This is a genomic window from Glycocaulis alkaliphilus, assembly GCF_004000605.1.
Classification (GTDB): domain Bacteria; phylum Pseudomonadota; class Alphaproteobacteria; order Caulobacterales; family Maricaulaceae; genus Glycocaulis; species Glycocaulis alkaliphilus.
In genome coordinates, this window is sequence record NZ_CP018911.1 from 2,654,957 (window position 1) to 2,680,522 (window position 25,566).

Annotated in this window: 18 protein-coding genes and 1 tRNA gene; 10 read left to right on the plus strand and 9 right to left on the minus strand. The window is 65.4% G+C overall.

Annotated elements, in window-relative coordinates:
- Nucleotides 1-11: 11 nt before the first annotated feature.
- Together X907_RS12665 and X907_RS12670 are read right to left on the minus strand one after the other, a co-directional pair.
- A complete protein-coding gene (locus X907_RS12665; RefSeq protein ID WP_233352371.1) occupies nucleotides 12-809 on the minus strand; it encodes a response regulator transcription factor in 798 nt (265 codons plus the stop codon).
- The gene (locus tag X907_RS12670; protein WP_170175559.1) at nucleotides 760-2,214 is read right to left on the minus strand and encodes a trypsin-like peptidase domain-containing protein; all 1,455 of its coding nucleotides are present in this window, start codon (nucleotides 2,212-2,214) and stop codon (nucleotides 760-762) included. Before X907_RS12670 ends, X907_RS12665 begins: the two co-directional genes overlap by 50 nt.
- Nucleotides 2,215-2,474: 260 nt before the next feature.
- Between X907_RS12670 and X907_RS12675 the strand changes: the two genes are divergently transcribed.
- From X907_RS12675 to X907_RS12690, 4 genes are all read left to right on the plus strand, one after another.
- Nucleotides 2,475-3,158 (plus strand): hypothetical protein, encoded by a 684-nt coding sequence (locus tag X907_RS12675; protein WP_127568566.1) that lies wholly within the window; start codon nucleotides 2,475-2,477, stop codon nucleotides 3,156-3,158.
- Between the two features lie 213 nt (nucleotides 3,159-3,371).
- On the plus strand, nucleotides 3,372-5,702 hold the full coding sequence (locus X907_RS12680) for a caspase family protein (RefSeq protein WP_127568568.1): 2,331 nt from the start codon (nucleotides 3,372-3,374) through the stop codon (nucleotides 5,700-5,702).
- Nucleotides 5,703-5,706: 4 nt separating this feature from the next.
- On the plus strand, nucleotides 5,707-6,870 hold the full coding sequence (locus tag X907_RS12685) for a tetratricopeptide repeat protein (protein ID WP_127568570.1): 1,164 nt from the start codon (nucleotides 5,707-5,709) through the stop codon (nucleotides 6,868-6,870).
- Nucleotides 6,871-6,874: 4 nt separating this feature from the next.
- A complete protein-coding gene (locus tag X907_RS12690) occupies nucleotides 6,875-8,638 on the plus strand; it encodes a CHAT domain-containing protein (protein WP_170175560.1) in 1,764 nt (587 codons plus the stop codon).
- A 201-nt stretch (nucleotides 8,639-8,839) separates the two neighbouring features.
- Here X907_RS12690 and X907_RS12695 read toward each other — a convergent pair whose 3' ends face one another.
- Complete coding sequence (locus X907_RS12695) at nucleotides 8,840-10,558, minus strand: alpha/beta hydrolase (protein WP_127568575.1); 1,719 nt, start codon at nucleotides 10,556-10,558, stop codon at nucleotides 8,840-8,842.
- 212 nt (nucleotides 10,559-10,770) lie between these two features.
- Here X907_RS12695 and X907_RS12700 point away from each other — a divergent pair, with 212 nt between their 5' ends.
- Complete coding sequence (locus X907_RS12700) at nucleotides 10,771-13,677, plus strand: CHAT domain-containing protein (protein WP_170175561.1); 2,907 nt, start codon at nucleotides 10,771-10,773, stop codon at nucleotides 13,675-13,677.
- Nucleotides 13,678-13,686: 9 nt separating this feature from the next.
- On the opposite strand, the gene X907_RS12705 is transcribed toward X907_RS12700, so the two are convergent.
- Entirely contained in the window at nucleotides 13,687-14,274 is a 588-nt protein-coding gene (locus X907_RS12705) for a hypothetical protein (protein WP_127568578.1), read from the minus strand.
- Between the two features lie 71 nt (nucleotides 14,275-14,345).
- Here X907_RS12705 and X907_RS12710 point away from each other — a divergent pair, with 71 nt between their 5' ends.
- Both X907_RS12710 and chrA read left to right on the plus strand, forming a co-directional pair.
- The gene (locus X907_RS12710) at nucleotides 14,346-15,695 is read left to right on the plus strand and encodes a sensor histidine kinase (RefSeq protein ID WP_170175562.1); all 1,350 of its coding nucleotides are present in this window, start codon (nucleotides 14,346-14,348) and stop codon (nucleotides 15,693-15,695) included.
- Nucleotides 15,695-16,999: a chromate efflux transporter gene (gene chrA / locus X907_RS12715; RefSeq protein ID WP_127568582.1), complete on the plus strand. Its 1,305-nt coding sequence runs from the start codon at nucleotides 15,695-15,697 to the stop codon at nucleotides 16,997-16,999. The genes X907_RS12710 and chrA overlap by 1 nt, the downstream gene beginning before the upstream one ends.
- 21 nt (nucleotides 17,000-17,020) lie before the next feature.
- Here chrA and X907_RS12720 read toward each other — a convergent pair whose 3' ends face one another.
- From X907_RS12720 to X907_RS12730, 3 genes are all read right to left on the minus strand, one after another.
- Nucleotides 17,021-18,367, minus strand: coding sequence for a spinster family MFS transporter (locus X907_RS12720; protein ID WP_233352373.1), 1,347 nt, complete (start codon nucleotides 18,365-18,367; stop codon nucleotides 17,021-17,023).
- A 97-nt stretch (nucleotides 18,368-18,464) separates the two neighbouring features.
- On the minus strand, nucleotides 18,465-19,508 hold the full coding sequence (locus X907_RS12725; RefSeq protein WP_127568584.1) for a strictosidine synthase family protein: 1,044 nt from the start codon (nucleotides 19,506-19,508) through the stop codon (nucleotides 18,465-18,467).
- Between the two features lie 319 nt (nucleotides 19,509-19,827).
- Nucleotides 19,828-21,996, minus strand: coding sequence for a penicillin acylase family protein (locus X907_RS12730; protein WP_127568586.1), 2,169 nt, complete (start codon nucleotides 21,994-21,996; stop codon nucleotides 19,828-19,830).
- A 105-nt stretch (nucleotides 21,997-22,101) separates the two neighbouring features.
- Between X907_RS12730 and X907_RS12735 the strand changes: the two genes are divergently transcribed.
- On the plus strand, nucleotides 22,102-22,518 hold the full coding sequence (locus tag X907_RS12735) for a DUF1330 domain-containing protein (RefSeq protein ID WP_127568588.1): 417 nt from the start codon (nucleotides 22,102-22,104) through the stop codon (nucleotides 22,516-22,518).
- Nucleotides 22,519-22,528: 10 nt separating this feature from the next.
- Here X907_RS12735 and X907_RS12740 read toward each other — a convergent pair whose 3' ends face one another.
- Together X907_RS12740 and msrA are read right to left on the minus strand one after the other, a co-directional pair.
- On the minus strand, nucleotides 22,529-23,200 hold the full coding sequence (locus X907_RS12740) for an HAD-IB family phosphatase (RefSeq protein ID WP_127568590.1): 672 nt from the start codon (nucleotides 23,198-23,200) through the stop codon (nucleotides 22,529-22,531).
- Between the two features lie 23 nt (nucleotides 23,201-23,223).
- A complete protein-coding gene (msrA, locus tag X907_RS12745; protein ID WP_127568592.1) occupies nucleotides 23,224-23,898 on the minus strand; it encodes a peptide-methionine (S)-S-oxide reductase MsrA in 675 nt (224 codons plus the stop codon).
- Between the two features lie 146 nt (nucleotides 23,899-24,044).
- Here msrA and X907_RS12750 point away from each other — a divergent pair.
- Both X907_RS12750 and X907_RS12755 read left to right on the plus strand, forming a co-directional pair.
- Nucleotides 24,045-24,134: transfer RNA gene (locus tag X907_RS12750), tRNA-Ser, on the plus strand.
- A 223-nt stretch (nucleotides 24,135-24,357) separates the two neighbouring features.
- Nucleotides 24,358-25,536, plus strand: coding sequence for a serine hydrolase domain-containing protein (locus tag X907_RS12755; protein WP_170175563.1), 1,179 nt, complete (start codon nucleotides 24,358-24,360; stop codon nucleotides 25,534-25,536).
- The last annotated feature ends 30 nt before the right edge of the window (nucleotides 25,537-25,566 follow it).

Sequence of the window (25,566 nt, forward strand, 5' to 3'; positions counted from 1 at the left end):
GCTCCAGCCGGTCAGACCGAAAAGCTATCTGCCGGTAGCGGCAGCACATAGCCTTTCAGCCTCTGTGTCTCGATCAGATCTTCGCCGACAACCGCGCGGATCGAACGGCGAAGGCGCGCCACCGCCACATCAATGACATTGATCTGGGGCGGCAGATTGGGAAAATCAGTCCAGACTTCCGCCCAAAGCGTGTCACGGCTGACAGGCTGGCCGGGATTGTCCGCCAGCAGCTTCAATATGTTGAATTCCTGTGGCGAAAGCGGGATGTGAACCCCGTTCCAGTGCGCCGTGCGCGCCTTTGCCCTGACCTCCAGCCCGCCCAGCACAATGACTTCAGGATTGGCCGCAAAGCCTGCCCGCCGCGCCAGCGATTTCAGCCGCGCCCGCAGCTCGGCAGCATCAAACGGCTTGGCAAGATAATCGTCCGCACCGGCCTCCAGCCCTTCAACGCGCTGATGGGTCTGGCCCAGACTGGACAAGACCAGCGCCGGTGCCACCACGCCCATATCCCGCAAACGGGAAAGCAGTTGGAGGCCGTCCGTGCCATCGGTCTCGATCATCCGGTCGATGACCAGCACATCGACGGCGCTGGACGCCGCGCGCGCAAGTGCCTCCCTGCCGGTTGCCACGCGTTCCAGCGTCCAGTCCGGCTCGGCGCTCACCGCCTGCGTGGCCTTGTCAGCCCACACATCTTCATCCTCGACCATCAGGATCTGCATCTGGATTCTCCCCGGATCTGCCTGATCAGCAGGCTGGTTGTCAGAACGGCCCGCCAGACGCATCGGCGAACGCCGCATGGTCAGGCGCATGCGCTGTCGCCCCCTCGTCCAGCGCCAGCGCAATATAGCGGGGCACATCGTCACCGCCACGCAATACCCGCAAGGCGACCTGGCGGCGGGCAAGCATGAGGCGGACCTGAGCCTCACCAGCATCGGTTATGTCCGTCGCGCCAATCGCCAGAACGGCGTCACCCTCGCGAAGGCCCGCCTGCGCGGCCGGGCTGCCGGGCACGACCGAGGCCACCTGCACACCAGCTCCTTCGCTGGCGGCAAAGCTGATCCCGTAGCCACGGCGGCTGACAGGCTCAAAACCCAGATCGCGGCTCGCCGCCAGATCCTGATTATCCGGCCTTCTGTCCAGCCAGACCTCCACCCGGTAGCGCGCCTGACCGTCATGCAGGCTTAGCGCCGCACGTTCGCCCGGACGCGCCAGCAAAAGCGCGCGCGCAAGATCACGCGGCGTCGACAGATCGATCCCGTTGACCGCCAGCAGCGTCTGCCCGGCACGGATACCGGCTCCGGCAGCGGCCGAGTCAGGATCAACAGCCTCTATCAGCACGCCTTCCCCGCTCTGACGTCCCATCGCGCTGGCCAGCGGGCCATGCAGGGCGCGCACCGTCAGGCCCAGATAACCACGTTCCAGCTGTCCGCGCTCCATCAGCGTCTCGGCAACCTCCCGGGCAATGCCTGACGGAATGGCCAGCGATATGCCGACATTGAAAAACGCTTCCTGCGGAATGGCTGTATTGACCCCGACCACGCGTCCGTGACGGTCGAGCAGCGGCCCGCCGGAATTGCCGGGATTGAGCGCGGCATCGTGCTGGATATAGCCAACCGGATCGGCCCCGTCATAAGCGCGCGCAAAACCGCCCACGACGCCGGAACTCACCGACAGGTGAAAGTCCAGGGGCGAACCCACGGCCAGAACCGGCGCACCAAGACGCAACGCGACATCATCGCCCCACTCCAGCGCTGGCAAGTCTGCCTGCACCCGCAACAGGGCCAGATCGGTCAGCGGATCGGCGCCAATCAGTTCAGCGCCCACCCGCCGCCCATTGGCAAGGCGTGCCTCGATCCGGCGCGCGCCGGACACGACATGGAAATTGGTCAGCACATAGCCGCCCTCGGCAACCGCAAATCCGGAGCCGGAACGCCAGGACCAGCCGGTCTGGTCTTCTGCGCTATTGCGCGCGCCCTCTTCCCCGGCCTCGTTCATCACCATGACGGGCTGGCTGACCGAACGCTCGGCATACACGGTGACCACGGAGCGGATGACGGCTTCGCCGCCTTCAAACGGCGCAGAACCCGGTACTTGCGTCTCCGCTGCGGGCGCTGCTGCCTGGCCGGGCCGCCAGCCTGCGTTCAGCTGGGCAACCGCCAGCAGGGCCGCAAGGAGCGCGGAGGCGATCAGGGCGCGCGTGGTGGAATAAGGCATGAGAGGCTCCGGCATGTCTCAGCGCAAATCTTGGCGGCACGGCGCGCACGCAGCTACTTACAAGCCCTGTCAGAAAGCAAAGACGCGGGCAAGCGGCATTCCTGACAAAGACGGACATACTTTTTTTGGCGCTTTTCCAGCCCTGAACAGCGGGCTAGGACTGATCAAGGCAGCAGGAAAAGCGTCCCGGACCGGGCACTGTCGAACACTGAATACCTGTTGGCGAATGCGGATAAAATGTCATTACAGGAGTAAACCAAATGAAACTGTCGTCTTTGCTTGCTGCAACTGCAGCGATCGCCCTGACCGGCTCTGTCATCGCCCAGGATGCTGACGAGACCGGCACCAACTTTGCCGAGGACCAGCGCAGCGAGGAAACCACCGGCGTCGAACTGCTGGCCCTGTCGCAGGAGCTTTATGCCTACGGTGTGGATGCCCGTGACCCGCTCGCCGTCATCGTGGCAGCGCGCATCCGCCAGGGTGTGGATGTCGAGGAGCGTGAATACGAGATCGCCGAGCAGGGCGGTGAGCCTGAAGAGGCCGAGATCGAGTTCGCGTCTGCGGCCGACATGCTCGATGAAGCGCGCGTTCTGGCCCGCGGCGACGAAGCGCTTGCCGGCCTGATTGCCGAAGTGGAAGCCGATGCTGCCCGTGGCCGCGTCGGCGGACCGGGCCGCGCTTCAGGCTGGGTCGGCGCACGCAGCACCACCAGCTACAACATCACCTTCCGCGGGGGCGAACGCGCCGCCGTCTGGGCCAACGGCCCCGGCCGCACGGATCTCGACATGTATGTGTATGACAGCAACGGCAATCTGATCTGCCGCCATATCGACTATTCCGACCGCATGTCCTGCTTCTGGACGCCGCGCTGGACCGGCACCTTCACCGTCCAGGTCCGCAATCTGGGCAATGTCGGCGTCAGCTACAACATGGTGACCAACTAGCGTCCCGGGACCTGTCCGGCCTTCCGGACGCTCCCGCCGGAAGCTGGCAGTACGGACGGCGCGGCGGCCACTTGGCCGCTCGCCGTCCGCTCGCCGTTTTGGGCATTGCGGCTGGCACATGGCTGTCGGCCTTTGTCAGAAAACACATGCTCGCGGCCAGTGCCTGCGCCGCGCTAGGGTCACGGGAACAATGCAGCAGGGGATGCAAGGCTGATGCTTGGCACGGCAATACGCTTCATCACGGTTCTGGCAGGTCTGACGGCCCTTGGAGCGGCAGCTCTGGCTGACACCCCCCAGCGCCACGCCCTGCTGATCGGGGCTTCGGGCTATGACGAGGACCGGATCGGGCCGGGCGTCGAATTGCTGGGGCCGCGCAATGATGTGGCGCTGATGATCCGTGCGCTGCGCGCCTATGACGTACCCGATGCCAACATGCTGGTACTCGCCGACGGGCTGGAGCAGACGGGCATTGATTTTACCGCCCAGGGCGATCCCAACCGCAATGAGATTCTGGCGGCGTTCGAGGCCATGCTGGAGCGCGCCCGGCCCGGCGATGAAGTTCTGGTGTATTTTTCCGGCCATGGTTCGCGCCAGCCCCAGCCAGAAGGCGCAGCTGTGCCGGAGGCCAACGGCTTTGACGAGATATTCCTGCCGCTGGATATCGGTTCCTGGGAGGGCGCTCAGGGCGACCGGCAGGCTGGCGTGCGAAATGCGTTGATCGATGATGAAATCGGCGAATTTCTCGATGCCTTGAGAGCGCGCAATATCTTCGTCTGGCTGGTGGTGGACACCTGCCATTCGGGCGGCGCGAACCGGGGCGCGGGGCCAGGCGGCGAGTTCCGCACCCGCGCCGTCACCGAGGACATGCTGGGCATTCCGCTGGAGGCCCGCACCGCCGCCGAACAGCGCGCGCAGACGACACGCTCCGGCGCAGCCTCGCCGCGCCCTGATGCCTCGATTGCACTGGGAGAAGGCGGTTTCGTGGCCTTCTACGCCGCCCATTCCGGCCAGCTCGCCCTTGAAGGGCTGATGCCCAAGGTTGGCGCAGCAGAAGCGCGTAATAATTTCGGCGTGATGACCTTCCACATCGCCAACGGCCTGCTGGCAGGCAGCGTCGCGAGCTATCGCGACCTCGCCTACCGGGTTCTCTCCGGATACAATGACTGGGGTAGCCGGGCGCCAGCGCCCCTGTTCGAGGGCGACCTCGACCGCGCGCTTCTGGGCCAGGGAGGCACGATGCGCTCGCCGCAATGGCATGCCCGGTTTCTGGCCCGCGACACTGCCGAGATCGAGGCCGGCTTTCTGGAAGGCGTTGGCGAAGGCGCCGTGTTCGAGATCATCGTGCGCGACCCTGACACGCAAGGCCCCCACCCCTCCTTCCCCGGCCTCTATTTCGTCGAGGCAGTGGAGGTGGGACAGACCGCAACCCGCGCCGTCCTGACCGCCTTCGAGAACAACGAGGCGGCCCGCGCCCTGCCCGGACGTACCGCCTATATGACGGCCCGGCTGGCCGACCCCGGCGTGCGCCTGTCGCTTTCCATATCGGTGGAAGAGGTAAGCGGAGATGTGAATGCGCGCGAGCAGACAGCCCTTGAGGCACTCGCCCGGCTGGCACAGGCCAACCCGGAAACGCTGATCGCGCCGATAGATTTCCGTGATCCCGGCGAGCCTGCCGACGTGCGTATCCGCGTGCAGGATGACGCCATCTGGCTATTGCGCGGCGAGCCCGACATCATCGCGACTGGCCGCGAGCGCTCCGCGCATATCGCTATTGACGACACATCAACCGCCGATGCGCTGATGAGCCAGATTGAGGGTGAACTGCGGAAGCTGGCCCGGGTGCGCAACATCCTCAATGCCGCCAGCGCGCTGCAGGGAGCTAACGGGCTGGAAAACCTGCGCCATGAGGCCTTCGTCTGGCGGGCCACCCCGCCGCGCCTGACCGCCAGTGCCCGTGCGGCCGATGACTGGGCCTGCTCCCTGCCCGACCCGTCCGCCATTCCAGCCAGTGCCGTTTCATTTGAAGAGCTCGGCACCAGCGATCTCAACGCGCTGGATCTTGGCCATTGCGACATCATCTATATCCGCCTGACCAATACGGGCAGCCGGGCAATCGACGTCACCCCGCTCTATATCGACAGCCAGGCGGGCATTCACCGCCTGCCCTTTCTCGGCGCCAGCACGTCCACCCGCATCGAGCCGGGAGAGCAGCCGCGCATCGTCTGGGCCGGGCTTCGCACGTTCGACTGGACGAGCGGCTATCCGGCAAGTGCGGGCCTGGAACGGCTTGTCCTGCTGGCGGTGGAGCGCGAGCCGGACGCGGCGATCCCGATGGATTTCAGCTTCCTGACACAAGCCAGCCTCAGCCGGTCCGCCGATGCCGCCATGAACGATGCACAGCGTTCCCCGCTCGGCCAGCTGATGAGCATGGCCGCCTTTGGCGGCGCTGCTACCCGCAGCGCGCGCGCACGCCCGGCTCTCGATGCGCAGGCCGGTACCATACTGTTCCAGTGGCGGCTGATCCCGCCGGGCGGGGGGGAGTAGGGTGATGTGGAGCGTTTTCGTGCTGGCAACAGCTCTCGGCTCACAGACGCCCGACCCGTACGCGGCTCTGGACGGGGACGCTGCTGCCATTTGCGCGAATGCCGAGCGCGCGATGGAGGCGGGCCGTCACAACGAGGCCGCCGCCGGGTTCCAGATGTGTGAACAGGCCACGCGTCGCGGGCTCGATCTGGAGCGCGGCGAACTGTGGGCCTTGCAGGCACATATCAGCCGCCGTCTTGCTGCGGCCCGTCAGGCTGATGGCGATGCAACCGGTGCAGCCAACGCAACCTATATGGCCGACCGGTACGAACAGCTGATGGGCCAGCTGGCCGATCTGACCCGGCAGTCGCAGGCGCGTACCCTGTTCCAGGAAGGCCGTTATGCCGAGGCCGAAGCCATCTCCCTCGTCCTTCTGGCCGAAGCAGAAGCCGGCGAACATCGGGTAGGGGCGGTCCACGACCGGCTTTACTCGCTGGCGAGCGCCCTCCTGCCCCAGGGGCGCGCGGAAGAGGCGATACCGCTGCTTGAACGCGCCGTTGACGAGGCCAGGCGCAGCGGGGAAGGCGGCGAGCCGGAAGTCTATCTGAACATGCTGGCAGAAGCCTATTTCGACACCGCACGTTTTTCGGAAAGCGCGGCCATCCTGCGCGATCTCTATGACAGGTCAGGCGGGGCTGCGCGGTCCACCTATGGCAATAATCTCGCCCGGGCGCTGGATGGGGCGGGCCTGCATGCAGAGGCCGAAGCCCTGCTGCGCAGCGCGGTATCCGATGCCCGTGCCGACGATGGCGGCGTGGCCTCCAACCCGCACAGGCTGGCGCGCGTGCTCTTCAATCTTGCCCGCAATCTCGCCGCTCAAGGCCGGCATGAGGATGCCGCCAGCCTGTTTGCCGAGTCCGCCGCGCTGACCGTGCAGCGCCGCCCGGCGGGTCATACCGACATCATCGCCGCCCATACCTGGCTGGTGGGCCACACACTCGCCAACACGCACGATGCGCAGACCGCCCTGAGCGGCGCACGCATACTCAGCGCCAATCTCGACCGGTATCTCGCCTCAGGCGGGGAGGACGCAGACCGCCAGCGCGCCATCCAGAACGCCGGTGAGCCGCAAGCGCTCTTTACGCTCCACACAGAAGCGGCCTGGGCCGCTGCCCATAATGAAGGGTAACACCATGCACACCCGCAATATTGCGTGCCTTGCGCGCACCCTGCTGGTCTCCACCTGCCTTGCTGGCGCGGCCTTCACGGGCAGCAGCTTCGCGCAAGGCTCGCAAGCCTGCCCGGAAGGCTCGATGGAGTACGCCTGCCTGCGCGCGGAAGGATATTGGGCGGCGCAATGGGCGATCCAGACCTCTGCCGCCCGCGCCCTGTCACAGGTCGGGGCCCGCTTTGCCTCCGGTGACGACGCGCTGGGTCTGCTTGTCGCCGAGCGCCGCCGTATGGCGGACCAGCGCAACGCCGCCGAACGTGCCCTCTATGAAGCCCTTGCCATTACCGACCCGGCTTCGCGTGAGGAGGCCACGGCCACGGCGCGCAGCGCGCTGGATACCGCCTCTGCCCGCCTTGGCGAAATCGACGCCACATTGTCGCGCGACTTTCCCGAGTACGCCCAGCTCACCAGCCCCCAGCCGCTATCGGTCGAGGCGACGCAGGCCCTGCTGCGCGCTGACGAGGCCCTCATCCTGATCCTCGCCGGTGACCGCTCCACCTTCGTCTTTGCGATTGACCGGGACGGCATTGACTGGGCGCGCGTAGAGGTGACGGCGGCCGAGCTTGGCGAGGCGGTGGACCTGTTGCGTCAGGGCGTCGATCTCGATCACGGGCGCGGCCCCTGGAACGCGGTCGCAGTACAGTCCAGCAGCGCGACCGCAGGCCTGCCCGTGTTCGACCGGCAGGCCGCCTTCCAGCTCTACCAGCAGCTTCTGGCGCCAATCGAAGCGCGCCTTGAGGGCAAGGCGCATGTCTATGCCATCCCCTCCGGCGCGCTTTCCAGCCTGCCGCTCGCCTTGCTGGTCACAGAGCCGCCATCAGGCGCAGACAGCGACGTGGACGCGCTGCGCCAGACCGCCTGGCTGGGACGGCGCTATGCCATGACAGTACTGCCCTCACCGGCTTCCCTGCGCTCGCTGACACGGTTTGGCGCAAGCCGCGCCTCTGCGCCCTTCCTTGGCGTCGGTGATCCCTGCATTGGCGCGCGCGCCGGTGCTGGCTGCGAGCGCGCACCGGCAAGTTCCGGCCCGCAGCAGCGCGGCGGCGGCACACGCGGCGTGTTCAATGCCAGCGCGTCCACAGACGGCGTATTTCTGGCTGATGTCGAGGCGGTGCGTGCCTTGAGCGCCCTGCCCAATACACGCCCCGAACTCATCGCGCTGGCAGAAGCCTTTGGCGCGCAACCGAGCCAGGATCTGCTGGTCGGCGATGGAGCAACCGAAGCCAATCTGCGCAGCACGGTCGACCTGTCGAACCGGCAGGTCATCGCCTTTGCCACGCACGGCCTGATCGCTGATGAGCTGCCGGGCCTGACCGAGCCGGCTCTGGTTCTCACCCCGCCTGCACAGGCCAGCGAGGGCGATGACGGTCTGCTGACGGCTTCCGAAATCGCGCGTGACCTGACGCTGGATGCCGACTGGGTGATCCTCTCGGCCTGCAACACGGCAGCACCGGGCGGCGCAGGCGCGGATAGCCTGTCAGGCCTTGCCAGCGCCTTCTTCTATGCCGGCGCGCGGGCCCTGCTGGTCTCGCACTGGGTTGTCGATGACGCCGCCGCGCGGCGCATCACCACCGGCACACTCTCGGCGATGAACGCCGATCCGTCGGCAGGGCGCGCAGAGGCGCTGCGTCAGTCCATGCTATCCATGATGGATGACCCGCAATTTGCCCATCCGGCGATGTGGGCGCCCTTCGTGCTGGTCGGGCAGAACCGCCCCGCGGAGTGATGGGGACCTGGAAAGCGCCTGCTTGTTGTCTCCCCCCGTTTACTGGCGGGGTGAGAAGCGAAGCTTCGAACGCCCGAAGGGCCGAGGGGGGGATTTTGAAAAGAAAAGTTTCCCCCCTCCGTCAGCTGCGCTGCCGTTCGTCGCTCCGCGCCTCACCCCGCCGTGAACGGGGGAGGACATCCCGCCACCAAACCCCTGCCGTCAGCCTCCCGTCAGCCGGGCGATCAGCTGGCGGACATCATCCAGCCGGCCGGCAATCGCCGTTCCTGACAGGGCCGCAGCACTCTGCAGCAACTCCATCGGTTCGCCATCACCGCCGCGGCGCAGGGCGGTGATGGAGTATTTGAACACGTCCGGCTCGCAATGGCCCCCGGTTTGCGGGGCCACCGCGTAGAACTGTCCCAGCTCACCTGTATTGGTGTGCAGGATGCAGCGCTCTTCCGGGCTCAAGGACAGCCATATCAGCGCCCGGAAATCGTCCATGGCAGGGCCGGCATAGTCCGAATGGCCAAGCCCGCGCCCGCCTGCCGCTGTGGTGTCCACCGTGCTGAGGCCCGCAACCACAACCGGGTAGGGCGGGCTGGAATCGCCAGCGCGCGCATTGCCGCCATTGATCCGGCGCGACAGCAGCAGGGCGCGGTCACGGCTGGAGGCATACAGCGTCATGCCGCTGGCCAGATGATCGATGCGCGGCAGCAGGTCCATGAACTCCTCAGCATCCACGTCCGGCGAGGCCCATACGACCTGATCAAAGAGCGGTTCGGGCGGGTTGGGATAGGTCTCGGCCAGCTGATCAAGGGCGCGCGCCAGAAAGCGGTTGCCCATCGAATGCGCGACGATATGGATGCGGTCCGCATTCGCGCCATTCATGAGCAGGTAGAGATAGTCCACAAGATCGCGGATATTGGCGTCATTCACCTCGCGCCCGTCGGCAAGATAGCCCAGCAATGACGCCCGCGACGGCCAGGAATAGAGCGCTGGCACCCCGTCAATCTCCAGATCGACTGCGAGCTGCGCCGCACGCTCCGCCGCGCCGCGAAAGTCTGAATTGAAGCCATGAATGAAGACGAGCAGCTCGCGCCGCTCTGATGCATCCATCGCCGTGCCGAGCGCGCGGGTGAAGGCATAATCGTCAGCAAAGGGCTCCACGCGTTCAAGGATGAAATAGTCTGCCCGGTACTGGTCCAGATCACCGGGATAATCACGCCGGCGCGGGATCGAGCCGACCTCGCGATTGCGCGGCACCGAGACGGTGACCACGCCCAGATCCAGCGGCGCTGCCGTCACACCGTAGAAGGCGTTGGGGTCCTCAGACCCCGTACGCACCCGGTTGGTCCCGTAGAACACCGGCACGATTACATGGTCTGCATCGGCGCCCGCGCCGGGATCGCGCGTCAATGCCTCCTCGTCCTCGCGGGCAATGCGCGCGCGCAGGACGGCGAGTTCAGCCTGCGCGCCTTCAAGGCTGTGCGCTGTGCCCGCCCCGGACGCCGCCGTCTCGACAGACAAGGCTGTCTCCATCAGGTAGAGAAAATCGCGCGCCCGCACGGCGCCGGCCTCCTCCAGCACCGCATAGGCTTCATCGAGAATTTCGCGCGCCCGGTCGAACCGGCCCTGCGCCATCTCCAGCCTTGCCTCGTTGATCAGCCCATGCGCCCACGCGCCTTCAACCCTGTCGGCAGAGGCAATCAGCGTACGCGCCGTTTCGTAGGCACTGCGTGCGCGCGCGGTATCCCCGCACTCCGCCTGCCAGTCCGCAAGGTCAAAATAAAGCGCGACCTGCTCTGAAAGCTCCAGCTCCAGCGCCGCCAGATCGAGCGCCTCGACACGCTCCGGATCGACCTCACAGCCCTGCCCGAGCGCGGCGCCATGCCATGTCAGCATGGCCGCACCGGCACACATCACCGCCAGTATTCTCATCTGCACCGATTACCCCGTTTTCAGAGCAAGCCTTGCCCGTGAGAAAGTCTTAGGCAGGAAATACGGGCTGTCGAGCAACATGCATAAAGCCTGTCTGTCTTTGTCAGGCTGGAGGCAAGGCAAGTATTTGCCAGCTGGCGCGTGCCACGCAATCATGGGCAGGCTGCGGGTGCGCTAGGGGGAGGTACCGGCTTATGGCATGTCATCATTTCATGATCTGGGCACTGGGACTTGTCCTGCTGGCCGCACCCGGCCTTCAGGCACAGGAGACGCCGCCACCGCTTGCCCCATCGATTGTCCAGGCTGATGCGCGCGCCCTGATTGAGGCCGCGGAAGCCATCGACATGGAGGAGGATCCTGCCGGGGCCCGCGCCGCATGGCAAAGCGCCTACGACACGGTTCTCACGCTTGAAGGCGTGGCGCAGACCGACCGTGCCGCCATCCTCAACCAGCTTGGCTCAGCGATCTTCTATGCTGGCGGGCGCGAGGAAGCGCTTGGCCTCTTCCGCGAGGCCGCCAGCGTTTTCGAGGCCGCCGGCCCGGACTATCTCGAGCCTCTGGAGCAGGCGCTTGGCAATGTCGCCTCCATCCTTGGCACGCTGGGCCGGCTGGACGAAGCTGAAGCGGCCACCCGCGACGTGCTCGCCATCCGCCAGCAGCTCTACCCGGAAGATCATGTCCAGATCGCCCGCTCCTATTTTGAACTGGGCTCGATACTGAATGCGCGTGGCGAGCTGAACGATGCCATCGCGCTGGTCGAGCGTTCGCTGCGCATCCGCGAGACAGTGCTGGAGGAGGGCCATCCCCATATTGCGATGACGCAGGTGAGTCTGGCGGCGATCCTGATACGCGCCTACCGCTTTGCCGACGCCGCCGAGCTGTCACGCCGCGCCGCAGAACAGCTCGAGGCCAGCCTGCCGCCCGGCCACCCCTTTATCGGGTTCGCCCGCTCCAGCTATGCCGGCGCGCTCAATGCGTGGGGCCGCTACGAGGCGGCTGAGCCCTTGCTGCGCCGTATTCTGGAAGACCGGCGCGCCAGCCTTGGCGACGCACACCCGCAAGTCGCCGACACGCTCAATAATCTCGGCGTGGCGCTGTTCGGACAGGGCCGTTCGGCGGAAGCCCGGCCATTATTCCTGACGGCGCGCGACATTTACCGCAATGCGGCAGGTGCTGAGTCCGTCGAGGCGGCCCGCATGCAAATGAATGCCGCCGATACGGCGTTTGCGCTGGGCCAGTATGATGATGCCCGCACGGAATGGCTGGACGTGCTGGGCGTGTTCGATGCCACAGGGACGGCAGGCCCGGACCGGATCAGGGTACTGGCCGAGCTGGCGGCCCTTGAGGCGCTGGACGGCAATCCGGCGCAGGGCCGGGACTATATCGCCAATGCGCGGATGCTGGCCGCCGCCTATCTGCCCGAAGGCCATGATCGCCGCCATGAGCTGGCGATCGACGAGGCATGGATTTCGGCCATGGATGGCGGCACCTTGCAGGTTGTGCCACAGGAAGTGCATGCCGCCATGACGGCCCTCTCCGGCAACCTGGATCTGGCAGATGTCGACAGCGCGCGGGACATGGCCCGCACCCGCCAGCGCGCCTTCCGCCGCGCCCTCGACATCGCCTTCGCCGCTGGCGATACTCAAACTGCCTTGCGCTACATGCAGATGGTACACGCCACAGGGCTCGCTCTCGCCGCAGAGGCAACAGCCCTGAGGGTCAGCAGCGGCGGCGCGCAAACAGCAGACCTTGTCCGCGCCCGGCAGGACAGCTGGCGCGCCCTGCGTCTGGCCGAGGAAAACTATGTCCGCGTCCGCTCTGCCAGCGCATCACCCGACCCGCAGACACTCGCCGCCGCCCGCGACGCCTACGAGATGGCGCGGACAGCCATGAGCGGACTGTCACCGGACGGCAATCGCGCCCAAGGGCTGGAGACGCTCACCCTCGAAACCGTGCAACAAATGCTCGGTGCGGGAGAACACATCATCGCCTTCGCCTTCACACCCGCTGGCGGGGTCAGCCTGCGTATCGGGCAATCGGACCTGGTAATGGACCGGCTGGCGATTGACCGCGATGCAGCACAATCAGCACTGGCCATTTTGCGCCCGGCACTGGAGGCTGGCGCCGCAGCCGGGGTGGCCCGGCCATTCCCGGCGGACGAGGCTCACCGTCTCTATGCGGGCGTTTTCACCCCCCGTCTGACACACGGGCTGGAAGAGGAGGCCGCGCTGTTCGTTCTGGCTGATGGCCCCTACCGTTCCATCCCCTTCCCGGTATTGCTGACCGGAGAGCCGTCCCGGCCGTTGGACAGCGAGGCGGCCTATGCCGGCGCGCCCTGGCTGATCGCGCGCCATGCGGTGACCACGCTGGCCACCCTTTCTGTGCTGCGCCAGCGCAATGACGGGCCGGGCAGCGCCGAGCCCTATCTGATCGGCTTCGGGGCTCCGGTCTTCTCCGGTGACACCGGGGCAGAGCCTGTCACGCTGGCGGCGCTGACGCGCAGCGCAAGCGAAGAAAGCGGCCGGGCTCTGTCCTCCCTTGCACCGCTCCCCGGCGCGCGTGCGGAGCTGGAAGAACTCGCCCGGCTCTTTGGCGAAGACCGGGCAGACATAAGGCTGGGCGTCTGGGCCACGGAGACGGCCGTCAAATCCGCCGACCTTAACCGCGCCAGCGTTCTGGTGTTCGCCACTCACGGCCTGTTGCCCGGTGAGCTGGAGACGGTGCTGGAGCCTGCCCTCGCCTTCACGCCGCCCGCACAGCCCGACGCGCTTGATGACGGCCTGCTCACCGCGTCTGAAATTGCCGGCCTGCGGCTGGATGCGGACTGGGTCGTGCTGTCGGCCTGTAACACCTTCACCGCTGACGGCACCGCCACGGCCCCGGACCGGCTCGCGCAAGCCTTCCTCTATGCCGGCGCGCGCAGCCTGCTGGTGTCCCACTGGACGGTGCGCGACGACGCGGCAGCCTACCTTACTGCCCAGACCACCAGGCGGGCACTGGCAGGTGAGGCAAGGCCGCAAGCCTTTCGCGGCGCCATGCTGGAACTGATGCGCAACGAGGCGATACCCGGCAGCGCCCATCCAGGCGTCTGGGGCCCCTTCGCCCTGATAGGCCGGTAACCGGCGATGTCAGTTGGTGATCAGGTAATAGGGGATTTGCGCGCCCGTGAGGTTGACCACCTCAATGGTGAACGGCTCCGACCATACCGGCACCCACTGGCAACTGACCGGAGCGGTGGTGGCAAGCGCCTCGCAGACAGGTTCGCCATCATGACGCCGGATCGACAGGCGCAGCGTGCCGCTTCCACGTGCCTGCAGCGAAACGCGTGCAGCGCGGCCAGAATGAAAACTGTCGCGCAACAGGGCCGTCTCCCCGGCTCCCACAATGCCATTGCGATAGGCAGGGCCGGCAATGCGCCCGCGCGAAGGCGGCACAGTTTCGCCGAGCTCGGCGGCTCTGGCCTGCCAGCGTGCGGCCAGGTCAGCTTCGCCTTCAGCGGGACGCGCGCCGCTGGCCTCCAGCAGGCTCGCCGCCGCCAGCAATGCTGCGCCATCACCTGCCGCTTCGGCGCGCAAGCCAATGTCGAGCGCAGCGAATATCTGGCCATCAGGCTCGGCAACGGCAGGCAGGGCCGATACAGCCTGCTGCGACGCACAGCCCGTCATGACCACCGGAAAAACAACGGCCATCGCAAGGGCACAAAGGCGCTGGTGCATCGGGGAGCCCCTCTTCCATGATCCCGGACCCAACCTTAGACCAATCCCGCGCGGGGCGGAAAGGTTCGCGCTTGCGCATTCTGCGTTCCAGCTTCGCGCGCCTGGCCGCCATGATTGCGGCCCTCGTCAGCTTCGCCGCGACAGCCGTCTTCCTGATTGCCTACTTCGCCTTCGCTTTTGTATCCGACCAGACCCTGCGCCAGCTGGTCGATACCGACGCGGCAGGCCTGGTGGACATATATTCCATCGAGGGCGAGGCCGGTCTGCAGCGCTCCTTGCAGGACCGGCTGGCCTTCCGGCCGCTGGAAGGCGAAGGCCCGGTCTATCTGCTGGCGGACCCGCAAGGCAGTCCGCTCGTGGGCAATCTGACCCACTGGCCGGACGCGTTTTCCCTTGATGCCAGCTGGGTGAACGGCACCTTCACGGTGGACGGCGAGGCCTTGCCGCTGATCGGGCGCGCCTTCCTGATGCCGCAGGACTACCGGCTGTTCGTCGGGCGATCCACCACCAGCCAGGCCGAGGCGCTCGCCCGCCTGCGCACGATCTTTACCGCCGGCTTCTTCATCACCATGACCCTTGGCATTGCCGCTGGCCTGGTCGCGGCCGGCTGGATCATGCAGAGAGTGGAGCAGCTGAACCGCACCTGCCATGCGGTGCGTGACGGGGCCATCGACCAGCGTGCGCCTGGAGCCGAAGGCGCCGATGAGTTCGGCGTGCTTTCGCGCAATATCAACGCCATGCTGGACCGGATTGAGCGCCTTATCAGCGCACAGCGTGACGTGTCTGACCTGACCGCACACGAACTGCGCACCCCTCTGGTGCGCATCGACCGCACACTGGCAGACGCCGCAAGCGATCCTGAGCGTATCGAGCAGGCGCGCGAACAGCTCGCCGAGCTGGGCGAGCTCATCAACTCGCTCATGGATATTTCTGCGATCAGCGCCGAGATCGGCGACACGCGCGGTCTGGAAACGCTCGACCTTGCCGCCCTCGCCCGTTCGGTCACCCCGCTATACAATGACGTTGCCAGCGAAAAGGGCGCCAGCGTGAAGGTGGAAGCCGGCGCGCCTGTGATGATGCGCGGCAGCCCCGCCCAGCTGGGCCGCCTGATCGCCAACCTCGTCGATAATGCGGTGAAATTCCTGCCCGAAGGCGGGGAGGTGAAAGTGATTGTCCGCGCCGGGCCTGTACTGATCGTGGAGGATAACGGCCCCGGCGTGCCGCCAGACTGGCGTGAGCGCGTATTCATGCGTTTCGCCCGTATCAGCCATGGCGGCCCGCGCGGTCATGGTCTAGGCCTGTCCTTCGTCCATGCCGTGGCCCGCCGCCACGGCCTCACCGTCGATGTGGAGGATGCCAGGCCGGGATCGGCCCGGCCCGGCGCCCGCTTCATCGTCCGCAGGGCCGGGGCCACACCTTGATGCAATCCCCATCGCTTGCCAGCCTCGCGCGCGACTTCACCCGTATCGGGTTTTTGAGCTTTGGCGGACCCGCCCCGCAGATTGCCATGCTGCACGATCTCGTCGTGGAGCAGCGCGGCTGGGTGAGCGATGGCGATTTCCTGCGCGCGCTCAATGTCTGCCACCTCCTGCCCGGCCCGGAAGCGATGCAGCTCGCCACCTGGATCGGCTGGAAGCTTGGCGGGATACGCGGGGGGCTGATCACCGGCGGGCTGTTCGTGCTGCCGGGCGCGCTGATCATGCTGGCCCTCTCCATTCTCTACGTGCTCGCCGCTGACCTGACCCTTGTTGAGGGCGCATTCTTCGGGGTGAAAGCCGCCGTGCTGGTAATCCTCCTGAGCGCGGTGATCCGGCTGGGCTCCAAGACGCTCAAAAGCCCCGCCACGCTGGCCATTGCCGCAGCCGCCTTCATCGCGCTGAGCCTTGCCATACCCTTCCCGCTGGTCGTCGCAGGCGCAGGCCTTGCCGGATGGCTGGCCTCACGCTGGATGGCCGCCGGCCATCACGGGGCAGAAGCGCACGAAACACCGACAGGCGAGGGCGCGTCGGTGTCCGCGACCGCTGCATCCCTCCTCATCTGGACTGCCGTCTGGCTCGCGCCGCTGGCGCTGGCTGCGCTCCTGCTTTCGCCCTCCCATAGGCTGGTGGAGGTCGCGGGCTTCTTCTCCTGGCTGGCTCTGGTCAGCTTTGGCGGCGCCTATGCCGTGCTCGCCTGGATGGCGCAGGCAGGGGTTGAGCAATATGGCTGGCTGAGCGCCGGAGAGATGGCGGACGGGCTCGGGCTTGCCGAGTCCACGCCCGGTCCGCTCATTCTGGTGACTCAGTTTACCGGCTTCATCGCGGGCTATCGTCTGCCCGAACCCTTCGGCGCGATGCTGGGCGGGATACTGGGCGCAGCGCTGACCCTATGGGCAGTGTTCCTGCCTTCCTTCATGGCGATCTTCACGCTCGCCCCTTGGATGGAAAAGCTGAACAGCATCAAGGCCCTGCAAAGTGCGCTCGCTGGCATTTCCGCCGCTGTAGTCGGCGTCATCGCCAGCCTTGGTGTGTGGTTTGCCGTGCAGATCCTCTTTGCCGATACCGGCTCTATGAGCCTTGGCCCCTTCCGGATCGTCACCGCCGACCTCACGACCATCGACCCGTGGGTGATCGCCATTGCGGCCCTGTGCGCCATCATCGCCTTCGGGCTCAAGCGGGGCGTGATGACGCTTGTCGCGACAGGGCTGGCCGCTGGCCTCGCCCTGTCGCTTGCAGGCGTTATTTAGGGTCTGTACTCATAACAGACCCTAGGCCACGACCTCGTCTTTCAGCGTCCGCGCGGCGAGGAAGAAGGCGATGGAAGCAATGCCGCCCATGCCGCCAAACACCACCATCGACCAGCGAATGCCTTCAGCTGCACCCATGGTCTGGGCAAAGATGTCGCTGAACGTGCCGACCAGAAGCGGGCCCAGCCCCAGGCCAACCAGATTGATGATGAAGAGCAATACCGCCGCCGCCGTCGCCCGCGTCTGCGGATGGACAAGGCTCTGCGCGCTGGCAAAGATCGGCCCGTACCAGATCGCGCCGGCAAAGACCGGAATGGCAAGGAACAGGAAGGACAGCGCCACATTGTCCACCAGCATGGCCGCAATGAAGGGGATGACCGTGACGAGGCCCGCGATCGCCGGCACGGTCGCGTAGCCCGATACATTCTTGCGCGCCGCCCGGTCAGCCAGCACGCCGCCGAGGAAGGTGCCGGCCGCCCCGCATATCCCGATAATGAGGCCAAGCGCGGTGCCGACAAAGCCTATCGGGCCGAAGCTGACACCGATCATTTCGTTCACGCTCGCGGCCATCGCAGTGAGGCCCTCGCCGTGATTGCGCAGATAGAAGGAGCCATAGAAAGCGATATGGCCGTAGCCGACCATGGCGCTCAACGCCGCGCCGATGGAAATCCACCAGAAGGATTTTTTGGATTTCAGCTCCCTGAGCGCATCGGCAAAGCTCGGCCCCTTGACCGGCACGACCTTCTTCTCAAGGCCCCGGCGCGGTTCCGGCAGGGTGAGGAAGGCCATGATGGACAGAATGATGCCCGGCGCACCGGCAACAAAAAAGGCGACCCGCCAGCCGAACGCGTCAGCAATCAGCCCGCCGAGCGCCATGCCCGCCAGCGATCCCAGCGGGATGCCCATCGAATAGATGGCCAGCGCCGAGGCACGTTCTTCCTTGGGCGTATAGTCCGTGATGAGCGAGTGAGCGGGCGGCGAACACCCGGCCTCGCCCACGCCGACCCCGATACGCGCCAGCAATAGCTGGGTGAAATTGGCCGCCAGTCCGCAGGCAATGGTGAAGAGGCTCCACACCCCGACGGCTACCGAGATGATCTTCACCCGGTCAGCCTTCTCCGCGTAGCGCGCAATCGGAATGCCCAGCACGGTATAGAAAGCGGCGAAGGCAAGGCCGGTCAGCATGCCAAGCTGCCAGTCGGCCAACCCCAGCTCGATCTTGATCGGCTCAGCCAGGATGTTGACGATCTGCCGGTCGAGGAAATTGAAAATGTAGATGACAAGCAGCATGCCGATGGCATAGCGGCGCGCGCTGGGCGCAAGCGGCTGGGTCACCGGGATACCCGGTGGCGGGCTGGCAGTGGCCAAGGCAGTTCCTCCCCTGTGAAAACGCGGGCTTTGCCCGTCATGTGTCAGGAGAGGTTAAAGCGCGTTTCGCCGCTGTGAAGCGTTTTCGCTTCAAAAATCAGCCGCGCGGGCAGATCAGTACATTGGAATCAAACACCGCGCCCACCACGAACTGGTAGCCGAAGGGGGCCGCGACGCTGGATCCGCTCAATTCCTCGCCATGGGTGTAGAGCACGGTCGCCACCTGGCCGGTCTCCGGATCGACCCGGATCACGTGCGACGGGGCAAGCGCATTTTCGTCTTCGGCATGAGCCAGAAAATCGAACACGCGCGGATGCGCCCCGATCCAAAGATCTCCGCTTTCATCAATCTCGATATTGTCTGCCCCGGTGCGTACCGGAATGGACCGGCGGTGGGTCAGCGCGCCGGTTTCAGGATTGCGCTCGAACACATTTACCCGGCGGCCCAGAAACTCGGCTACATAAAGCGTCCTGCCATCAGCTGATACATTGATGCCGTTGGCATAGATCATCCCGCCAGCGGCAGTGCGCCCGGTCTCCCCGTCATAATAGCTCACCCCGGCAAGCGGCAGGCCGAAATAGGCTTCCAGCTGCTGCATGATGCCTGACTGGTAGCGGGAATCGTTGGTGGCGTAGAACTGGTTGGGGCCTACAGCGACCAGATCATTGGGCGATGAAAGCTCGGGATAGGCAATCGTCTCCGCGTGAAAGAGGCGCCAGTCCTGATCGACCTCGAACACTTCAACCGTGTGACCGCCCGCCAGCGGATGGTTGATGACGAAGAGGCGCTGGCGTCCATCGTCCCCGATCCACAGGCTGATTCCGTGCGGCTGGAAATCGTCCGGCCCGTCGACACTCGCATAGCGCAGGGTCTGGAAGGGGTCCGCAATATCGAACGTCCAGATGCCGCCCGCGTCGGGATTTTCCGAGCGGCGGTCTGCCGCCGACACAAAGACGATGCCCGACCCAGGGTGGATGGTTACATCTTCGGTGCCGGGCGCAACCTCAAGGCTCTCACAGCGCTCGGCCAGCCGCGGCTCATGCGGAGTGAGCATGCCCGATGCCGGAACGATCATGTAGGCGATGCGCGCCAGCGCGATCAGAACCACAAGCCCAATGGCGATGAGAATAACGCGGATCATGTGGAGCCCTCCCCGGTCGTGTAGACGGTAAAGTTAACGCAAGGCAGGGGAGCTGTCTTGCGGGGAAATGGGGAACGCCCCCGTGCTTCGATCTCTCCAGTTGTCATCACCCGCTTTATGCGGGTGAACCAGGCCGGTCGAGCGTTTTCCTCCCCCGTTTACGGGGGGTAAGGCGCAGAGCGCCGAACGCCTGAAAGGCCGGAGGGGGGGAACTCTTTTCAGTATACCCCCCCTCGCCGCTTCGCGGCACTCCCCCCGTGAACGGGGGGAGAAAGAGAGAACCGGGCCATGACAATGGAGGGGAAGGCGTGAGTAACTTCTACCCCCGCTCCCCCGGCCGATAAGCCTCCACCGCGCTGTCGCGCACCTCGTCCACCGTCATCGGCACGCGGCGCATCACCTCGTCGGCAAAGTCCTGCATCTGGCTGGTATAGTGGGGGTCACCCGGCCGGTTGGACGAGCCGAAATGGTGAACCGCCCACAGAGAAAACTCCCCCTCCGAATCCCATTCGGCGAGCATGACGAGGCCGTCGCCCGCCACCATGGAGAGCGTGCCATCGCCATTGCGCTGGCCATAGACTGCGCGCAGCGTGTCCGGCCCGCCCTGCAGCGGTACCGCCACATCACCGCGCCGGATGAAGTTGACCTCGCGCCATGGCGGATCGAGCCGCCCATGATGCTCGGCCAGATACACCACCGCGTCGCGGAACGCCTCGTCCAGCGGTGGGCCTGCCCGTCCGGCTGCGCGGGCGGTGCCCACCGGCTGATAGGTCAGCAACGAGAGAGCCGCGTGGGGATTGTCGAAATTGGCCAGCCCGTCCCATGCCTCGATAATGGCCAGCGCATCGGCCATTAGCGGCTCTTCCGACCAGTCCATCGCCAGAAGCTCGGCACGCAATTGCATGGCCTGGCTGTCCGGGTGGAAGGAATGGTCCCACTTGATCGCCAGAAGCTCGTCCCGGCTGATCGTTTCCAGCGCGGCCAGCGCCGTGGTGGCGACGAGGCCGCGATTGGTCATGTGCGTCTCGATGCCGAAAGTGCGCGGGAAGTCTCCCTCCTGCGGGTCTTCATCGCCAAGCGTCACGCGGAAGGGCGTGTGGTTGGCGTCCACCACATAGCCCGCCGCCGGATCAACCATGTGCGGCAGGGCGGAGAAGGACGCGAACTCGCTCCAGACCAGATCGGAGCGGTCACCGGGGAGAATGCCGCGCCAGTCCAGCCCCGGCTCGTCGAGCCGCAGCGGCATGCGAGCATTGTAATAGCGGGCAATGCGCCCGGCGGAATCGCCCACCACCCGGTTGGTATTGCCCATGGCGAGCATCTCCATGGCGGTTTCATATTCGCCAAGAGTACGGGCATGCATCAGGCGGTAGGTTTGCTCCACGCCGCGCAGATCGCCTTGTGTGGCGTGACGGATGGCAAACACGCCGCGCTCGGTACGCAGCACCGTGCCGTGAACAGAGCGCTCAATGGGGCGCGTCACCTGAAAGGCAAACGGCCCCCAGAGATGGACCAGCATGCGCGCGGTAGAGCGTTCAAACGGTACATATTCACCGTCGAGCAGATAGGAGCGGTCATCCAGCCCGACGGTCAGCGCATAGACGTCGATCAGGTCCGGCCGGTTGATGGTCGCGGCATGGGCCATGCCCGGATTGGCACCCAGATGCAGCACGGGTACGCCCGGAAACGTGCCGCCGGCAAAGTTCAGCCCCTCGCCCGACATCATGTGGGTTTCATACCAGGCAACGGGGCCTTCCACCGGCTGGTGGGAGTTGATGACCACGCGCGTTGCGCCATCGTCCGAGCGAGACGGCGCAACCGCAATCGCATTGGAGCCGAGCTCGTATTGCTCGCCCGGCGCGATGAAATGGACCTGAAGCTCCTGCCCGCGCGCGCCGTCGCGCTCCACATCGGGGGCAAAGAGATCGGTGAGCACATCGCTCATCCCGTAGAAGAGCGGGAAGTAGAAGGCCGCGAGCGCCGCCACATCGCGCCCCGTGACCGGGAAGAGATCACGTACGCGCTCATCCGGGTGAAGGGCGGCATAATAGTTCAGCCCCGCCGCATAGCCGCTGAGCAGAGCGCGCGTGTCGAGTGTGAGCTGCGTCTCGTACTCGGCTGCCACCAGCGCGGTGACGCCCAGCGCCTGCACCAGATAGGCGCCTCTGGCCTCGCTCTCGTCGGCGGCCAGCATTTCCGGGCCCAGCGCGGCGCGCAGGGCGTACTGGATGGTGGGAAAATCATCTTCCGCATGGGCGAAAGCCAGCGCGAAGGCCGCGTCGGGGTCGGTGGTGCCCAGTACACGCGGCACACCCCATTCATCGCGGAAAATCTCCGCATCATAGGCCCGCGCTTCGGCCAGCGCAGCATCCGCGTCAAAACTGCGCATTTCCACCGGTACAAGGCGCAAGCCAGCAGCAAACGCGCCCGCGACCGCCAGCGCCAGAACCACCGGCACCGCGATGAGAATGATCCGTCCGACGCGCATGAACGCCCCTCCCCGTTTCGTTTATTGGTGTGTCAGTGTGCACGCCCGCGCGGCGGGCGCAATCGCCCGCTTGCGCCGCCCCTCGCGCCGTCGCACCATCGCGCCATGAGCCATATTGACCCTACCCGCGACGCCTTCACCCTGTTCAAGGGCCTCGACCGGACCCAGCCGGTGGAGATGCTGAACCTTTTGCGCTTCCGCGAGATCGCCGCCTATCCTGATGACCGCAAGATCAGCGGAGAGGACGCCTACAAGGCTTATGGCCGCGAAAGCGCACCTGTCTTCCAGCGCGTCGGCGGCAAAATCATCTGGCGCGGTGAGCCGCAACTGACCCTGATCGGTCCGTTGGAGGAGCGCTGGGACATGGCCTTCATCGCGGCCTATCCCAGCGCGAATGCGTTTCTGGAGATGGTCACAGACCCGCACTACCAGACACATGCCGTGCCGCACCGTCAGGCGGCGGTGGCCGACAGCCGGCTTGTGCGCCATGCTGCCCTGCCGGTTGGGGATATGTTCGGTTAGGGCGGGCGAACTAGACCCCCAACAGCCCCGCAAGCTCGTCCACGCTATTGGCAAAGGCCGGGGCCCTGGCGGCAACCGGCTCACGCCGCACCACGCCGCCAAAGCCGATAAAGGCATCGGCTGCGCCCTCGGCGAAGGCCTCGTAATCGGTCATGCCATCGCCCACCATGACGGCGGTGGAGGCATTGGCGAGGGTTTTCAACGCCCTGACGGCCACCGCCTTGCCGCCCGAGCGCGAGAGCGGGTTTTCCCGGTCAAAGCCGCTGACCAGCCCCGCCTCATCGTATTCAAAGCGGTTGCAGCGCACATCGCCCGGCATGAAGCCGAGCGTGGAGAGCGCCGGGCCCAGCAACTCGATAAATCCGCCAGACACCGCAAACACGCCATGCCCCTTGTCGCGCAAAGCGCGGCTCAGCTCGAACATGCCCGGGGTCAGCATCTCGGCCAGCTGGACCGAGATCATCATGATTTCTTGCTGGCTCAGCGGCGCCATCGCGATGCGCTGTTCCAGCGACTGGCGGAAATCCAGCGCGCCGGCCATCCCGCGGCTGGTAATCTCGGCCAGCTCCGCCGCTTGCGCCTTGCCGCCCGGCTTGCGGCTCAGGGATTGCTCGACCGCGAAATCAAGGCTTTCCACGGCCAGCAGGGTGGAATCCACGTCAAAGATGATGATGCGTGTCATGCGTCCCCGCCCCGTTCAAACACTCAGGCCTGACCCGGCGCGCTGATGCCGATACCGATGGGGCAGGTCACGCCAGTCCCGCCAATCCCGCAATAGCCTTGCGGATTCTTGGCGAGATATTGCTGGTGATAATCCTCGGCATAGTAGAACGGCCCGGCCTCGCGGATCTCGGTCGTGACCGCGCCCTTGCCCGCCTCTTTCAGTGCCGCCTCATAGGCTTTCGCTGATGCCTCGGCAGCCTTCTTCTGGTCCTTGCTGGTCCAGTAGATGGCCGAGCGGTACTGCGTGCCGACATCATTACCCTGACGCATGCCTTGCGTCGGATCGTGGTTCTCCCAGAACACTTTCAGGAGCGTCTCGAAACTGATGCGTTTTGGATCGAAGACCACACGCACCACTTCGGTATGGCCCGTGCGGCCAGAGCACACTTCCTCATAGGTGGGGTTGGGCGTGATCCCGCCCGCATAGCCCGCAGCCGTGTTTACCACGCCCGGCAGCTGCCAGAACACCCGCTCCACGCCCCAGAAACAGCCCATGGCGAAAATCGCCTCTTCATGACCCTCCGGCACGGCAGCCTTCAAGGTCCCGCCCTTGACGAAATGGGTGGCCGCCGTCGGCACGGACTGGATACGGCCCGGCAGGGCTTCACCCGCCGGTACCAGCTCGGTTTTCCAGCGCGCATTTGTATTGAGCACCATGGTCAGCCATCTCCGGATCATTACCTGTCAGCATATAGGCACTCACCGGCACAATGCCATCGCGCATGCGCTCGCCTACGCGCCAGATTGCAGACGCTTATCGCGCTTGACTGGCAGGCGTTCTCAGATAGTTTGCGCCGCCTCGCGGTGAGGTGGCCGAGTGGTCGAAGGCGCACGCCTGGAACGCGTGTAGGCGGGAAACCGTCTCGTGGGTTCGAATCCCACCCTCACCGCCACTGATCAGCCATGCCGCCCTCGCGCAGCATGGCCTTGGTCTCCCAGTATATTGTCCTCAACATTTGTGTAGGTCAGCAGCGCCATTGAGCGCACGGCGCTGCTTATGCTCGCGCGCTTACATTGCATCCTGTTTAGGATTAAGTTTTCTGATCAGGATTGCTTTTTCTGTTTTGGGGTGGTTCCTTTATCGCCATGTCCGGGATTTGCTGGCGGGAGCCCCCCATGAACCGACTGTTTCTGATTGCCGTTTCGGCACTTGCGTTGTGGGTATACACACCTGCCAGCGTTATCGCGCAGGCCGAAGCCCGGCAGACCGCCAGTTCCACCGCTATCAGCGAGCTGGAGACGGCCGTCGACGCCTTTGCCCGCAATGTGCTGGACGAAGCTCAGGCGCCCGGCCTTTCGATCGGCATTGCCCGTGGCGGCGAGACGCTTCTGGTGCGCGGCTATGGCCTTGCCAATCTGGAGCATCAGGTGGAGGTGACCGGCGACACCGTGTTCCGCATCGGCTCTGTCACCAAGCAGTTCACGGCGGCCGCCATTCTTCTGCTGGCAGAAGACGGCCGGCTGAGCCTTGATGATACGCTGGACCAGTATTTCCCCGATTTTCCGCGCAGCGATGAAGTGACGGTGCGCCAGCTTCTCCAGCACACATCCGGCATCCGCAATTACACATCGCTTGATGGCTTCATGGACACCACCGCGCCGCTGGACCATGACGAGGCGCGCATGGTCGCCTATATCGCAAGCGCTGATCCGCTCTACGATTTCGAGCCCGGCACGGGCTGGAGCTACTCCAATTCGGGCTACATGCTGCTGGACTATATCGCCGAACAGGCAGCAGGAGAGCCGCTGGCCGATTTCCTCAAAACGCGCATCTTTGATCCGCTGGGCATGGACAATACCCGCATGGACGATGCAGCAGAGATCGTGCCCCACCGCGCGCAGGGCTATGACGCCGCGCCGGATACGGAAGCCGGTTTTACCAACGCCCCGCACCTCTCCCTTTCGGTCGCAGCCGGTGCCGGTGCCATCCGCTCCACGCCGCATGACATGATCGTGTGGATGCAAGCCCTGCTGAACCGCCAGGTGGTGTCGTCGGATAGCCTTGCCCTGATGCTGGAACCGGCGCGCCTGAATGATGGCAGCCTTGCCAGCGCCTCCCTGTCCTCACCGCCTGCCGCGCTGGCCAACATGGACTACGGTTTTGGCATCATGACCGGCGAGCGCCACGGGCACCGCTTTATCGGCCATGGCGGCTCCATTCCCGGCTTCAATGCATCCCTGATCCATTATCCCGATCAGGACATCACCATCGTACTGCTGGTCAACACGATCGGCCCGGCGGCGCGCGGCGCGCCGGTTCTGGCTGAAGCCGTGTTCGAGGCGCTGGCAGACTGATCACATCAAAAACTACAAGGGGAGATATTC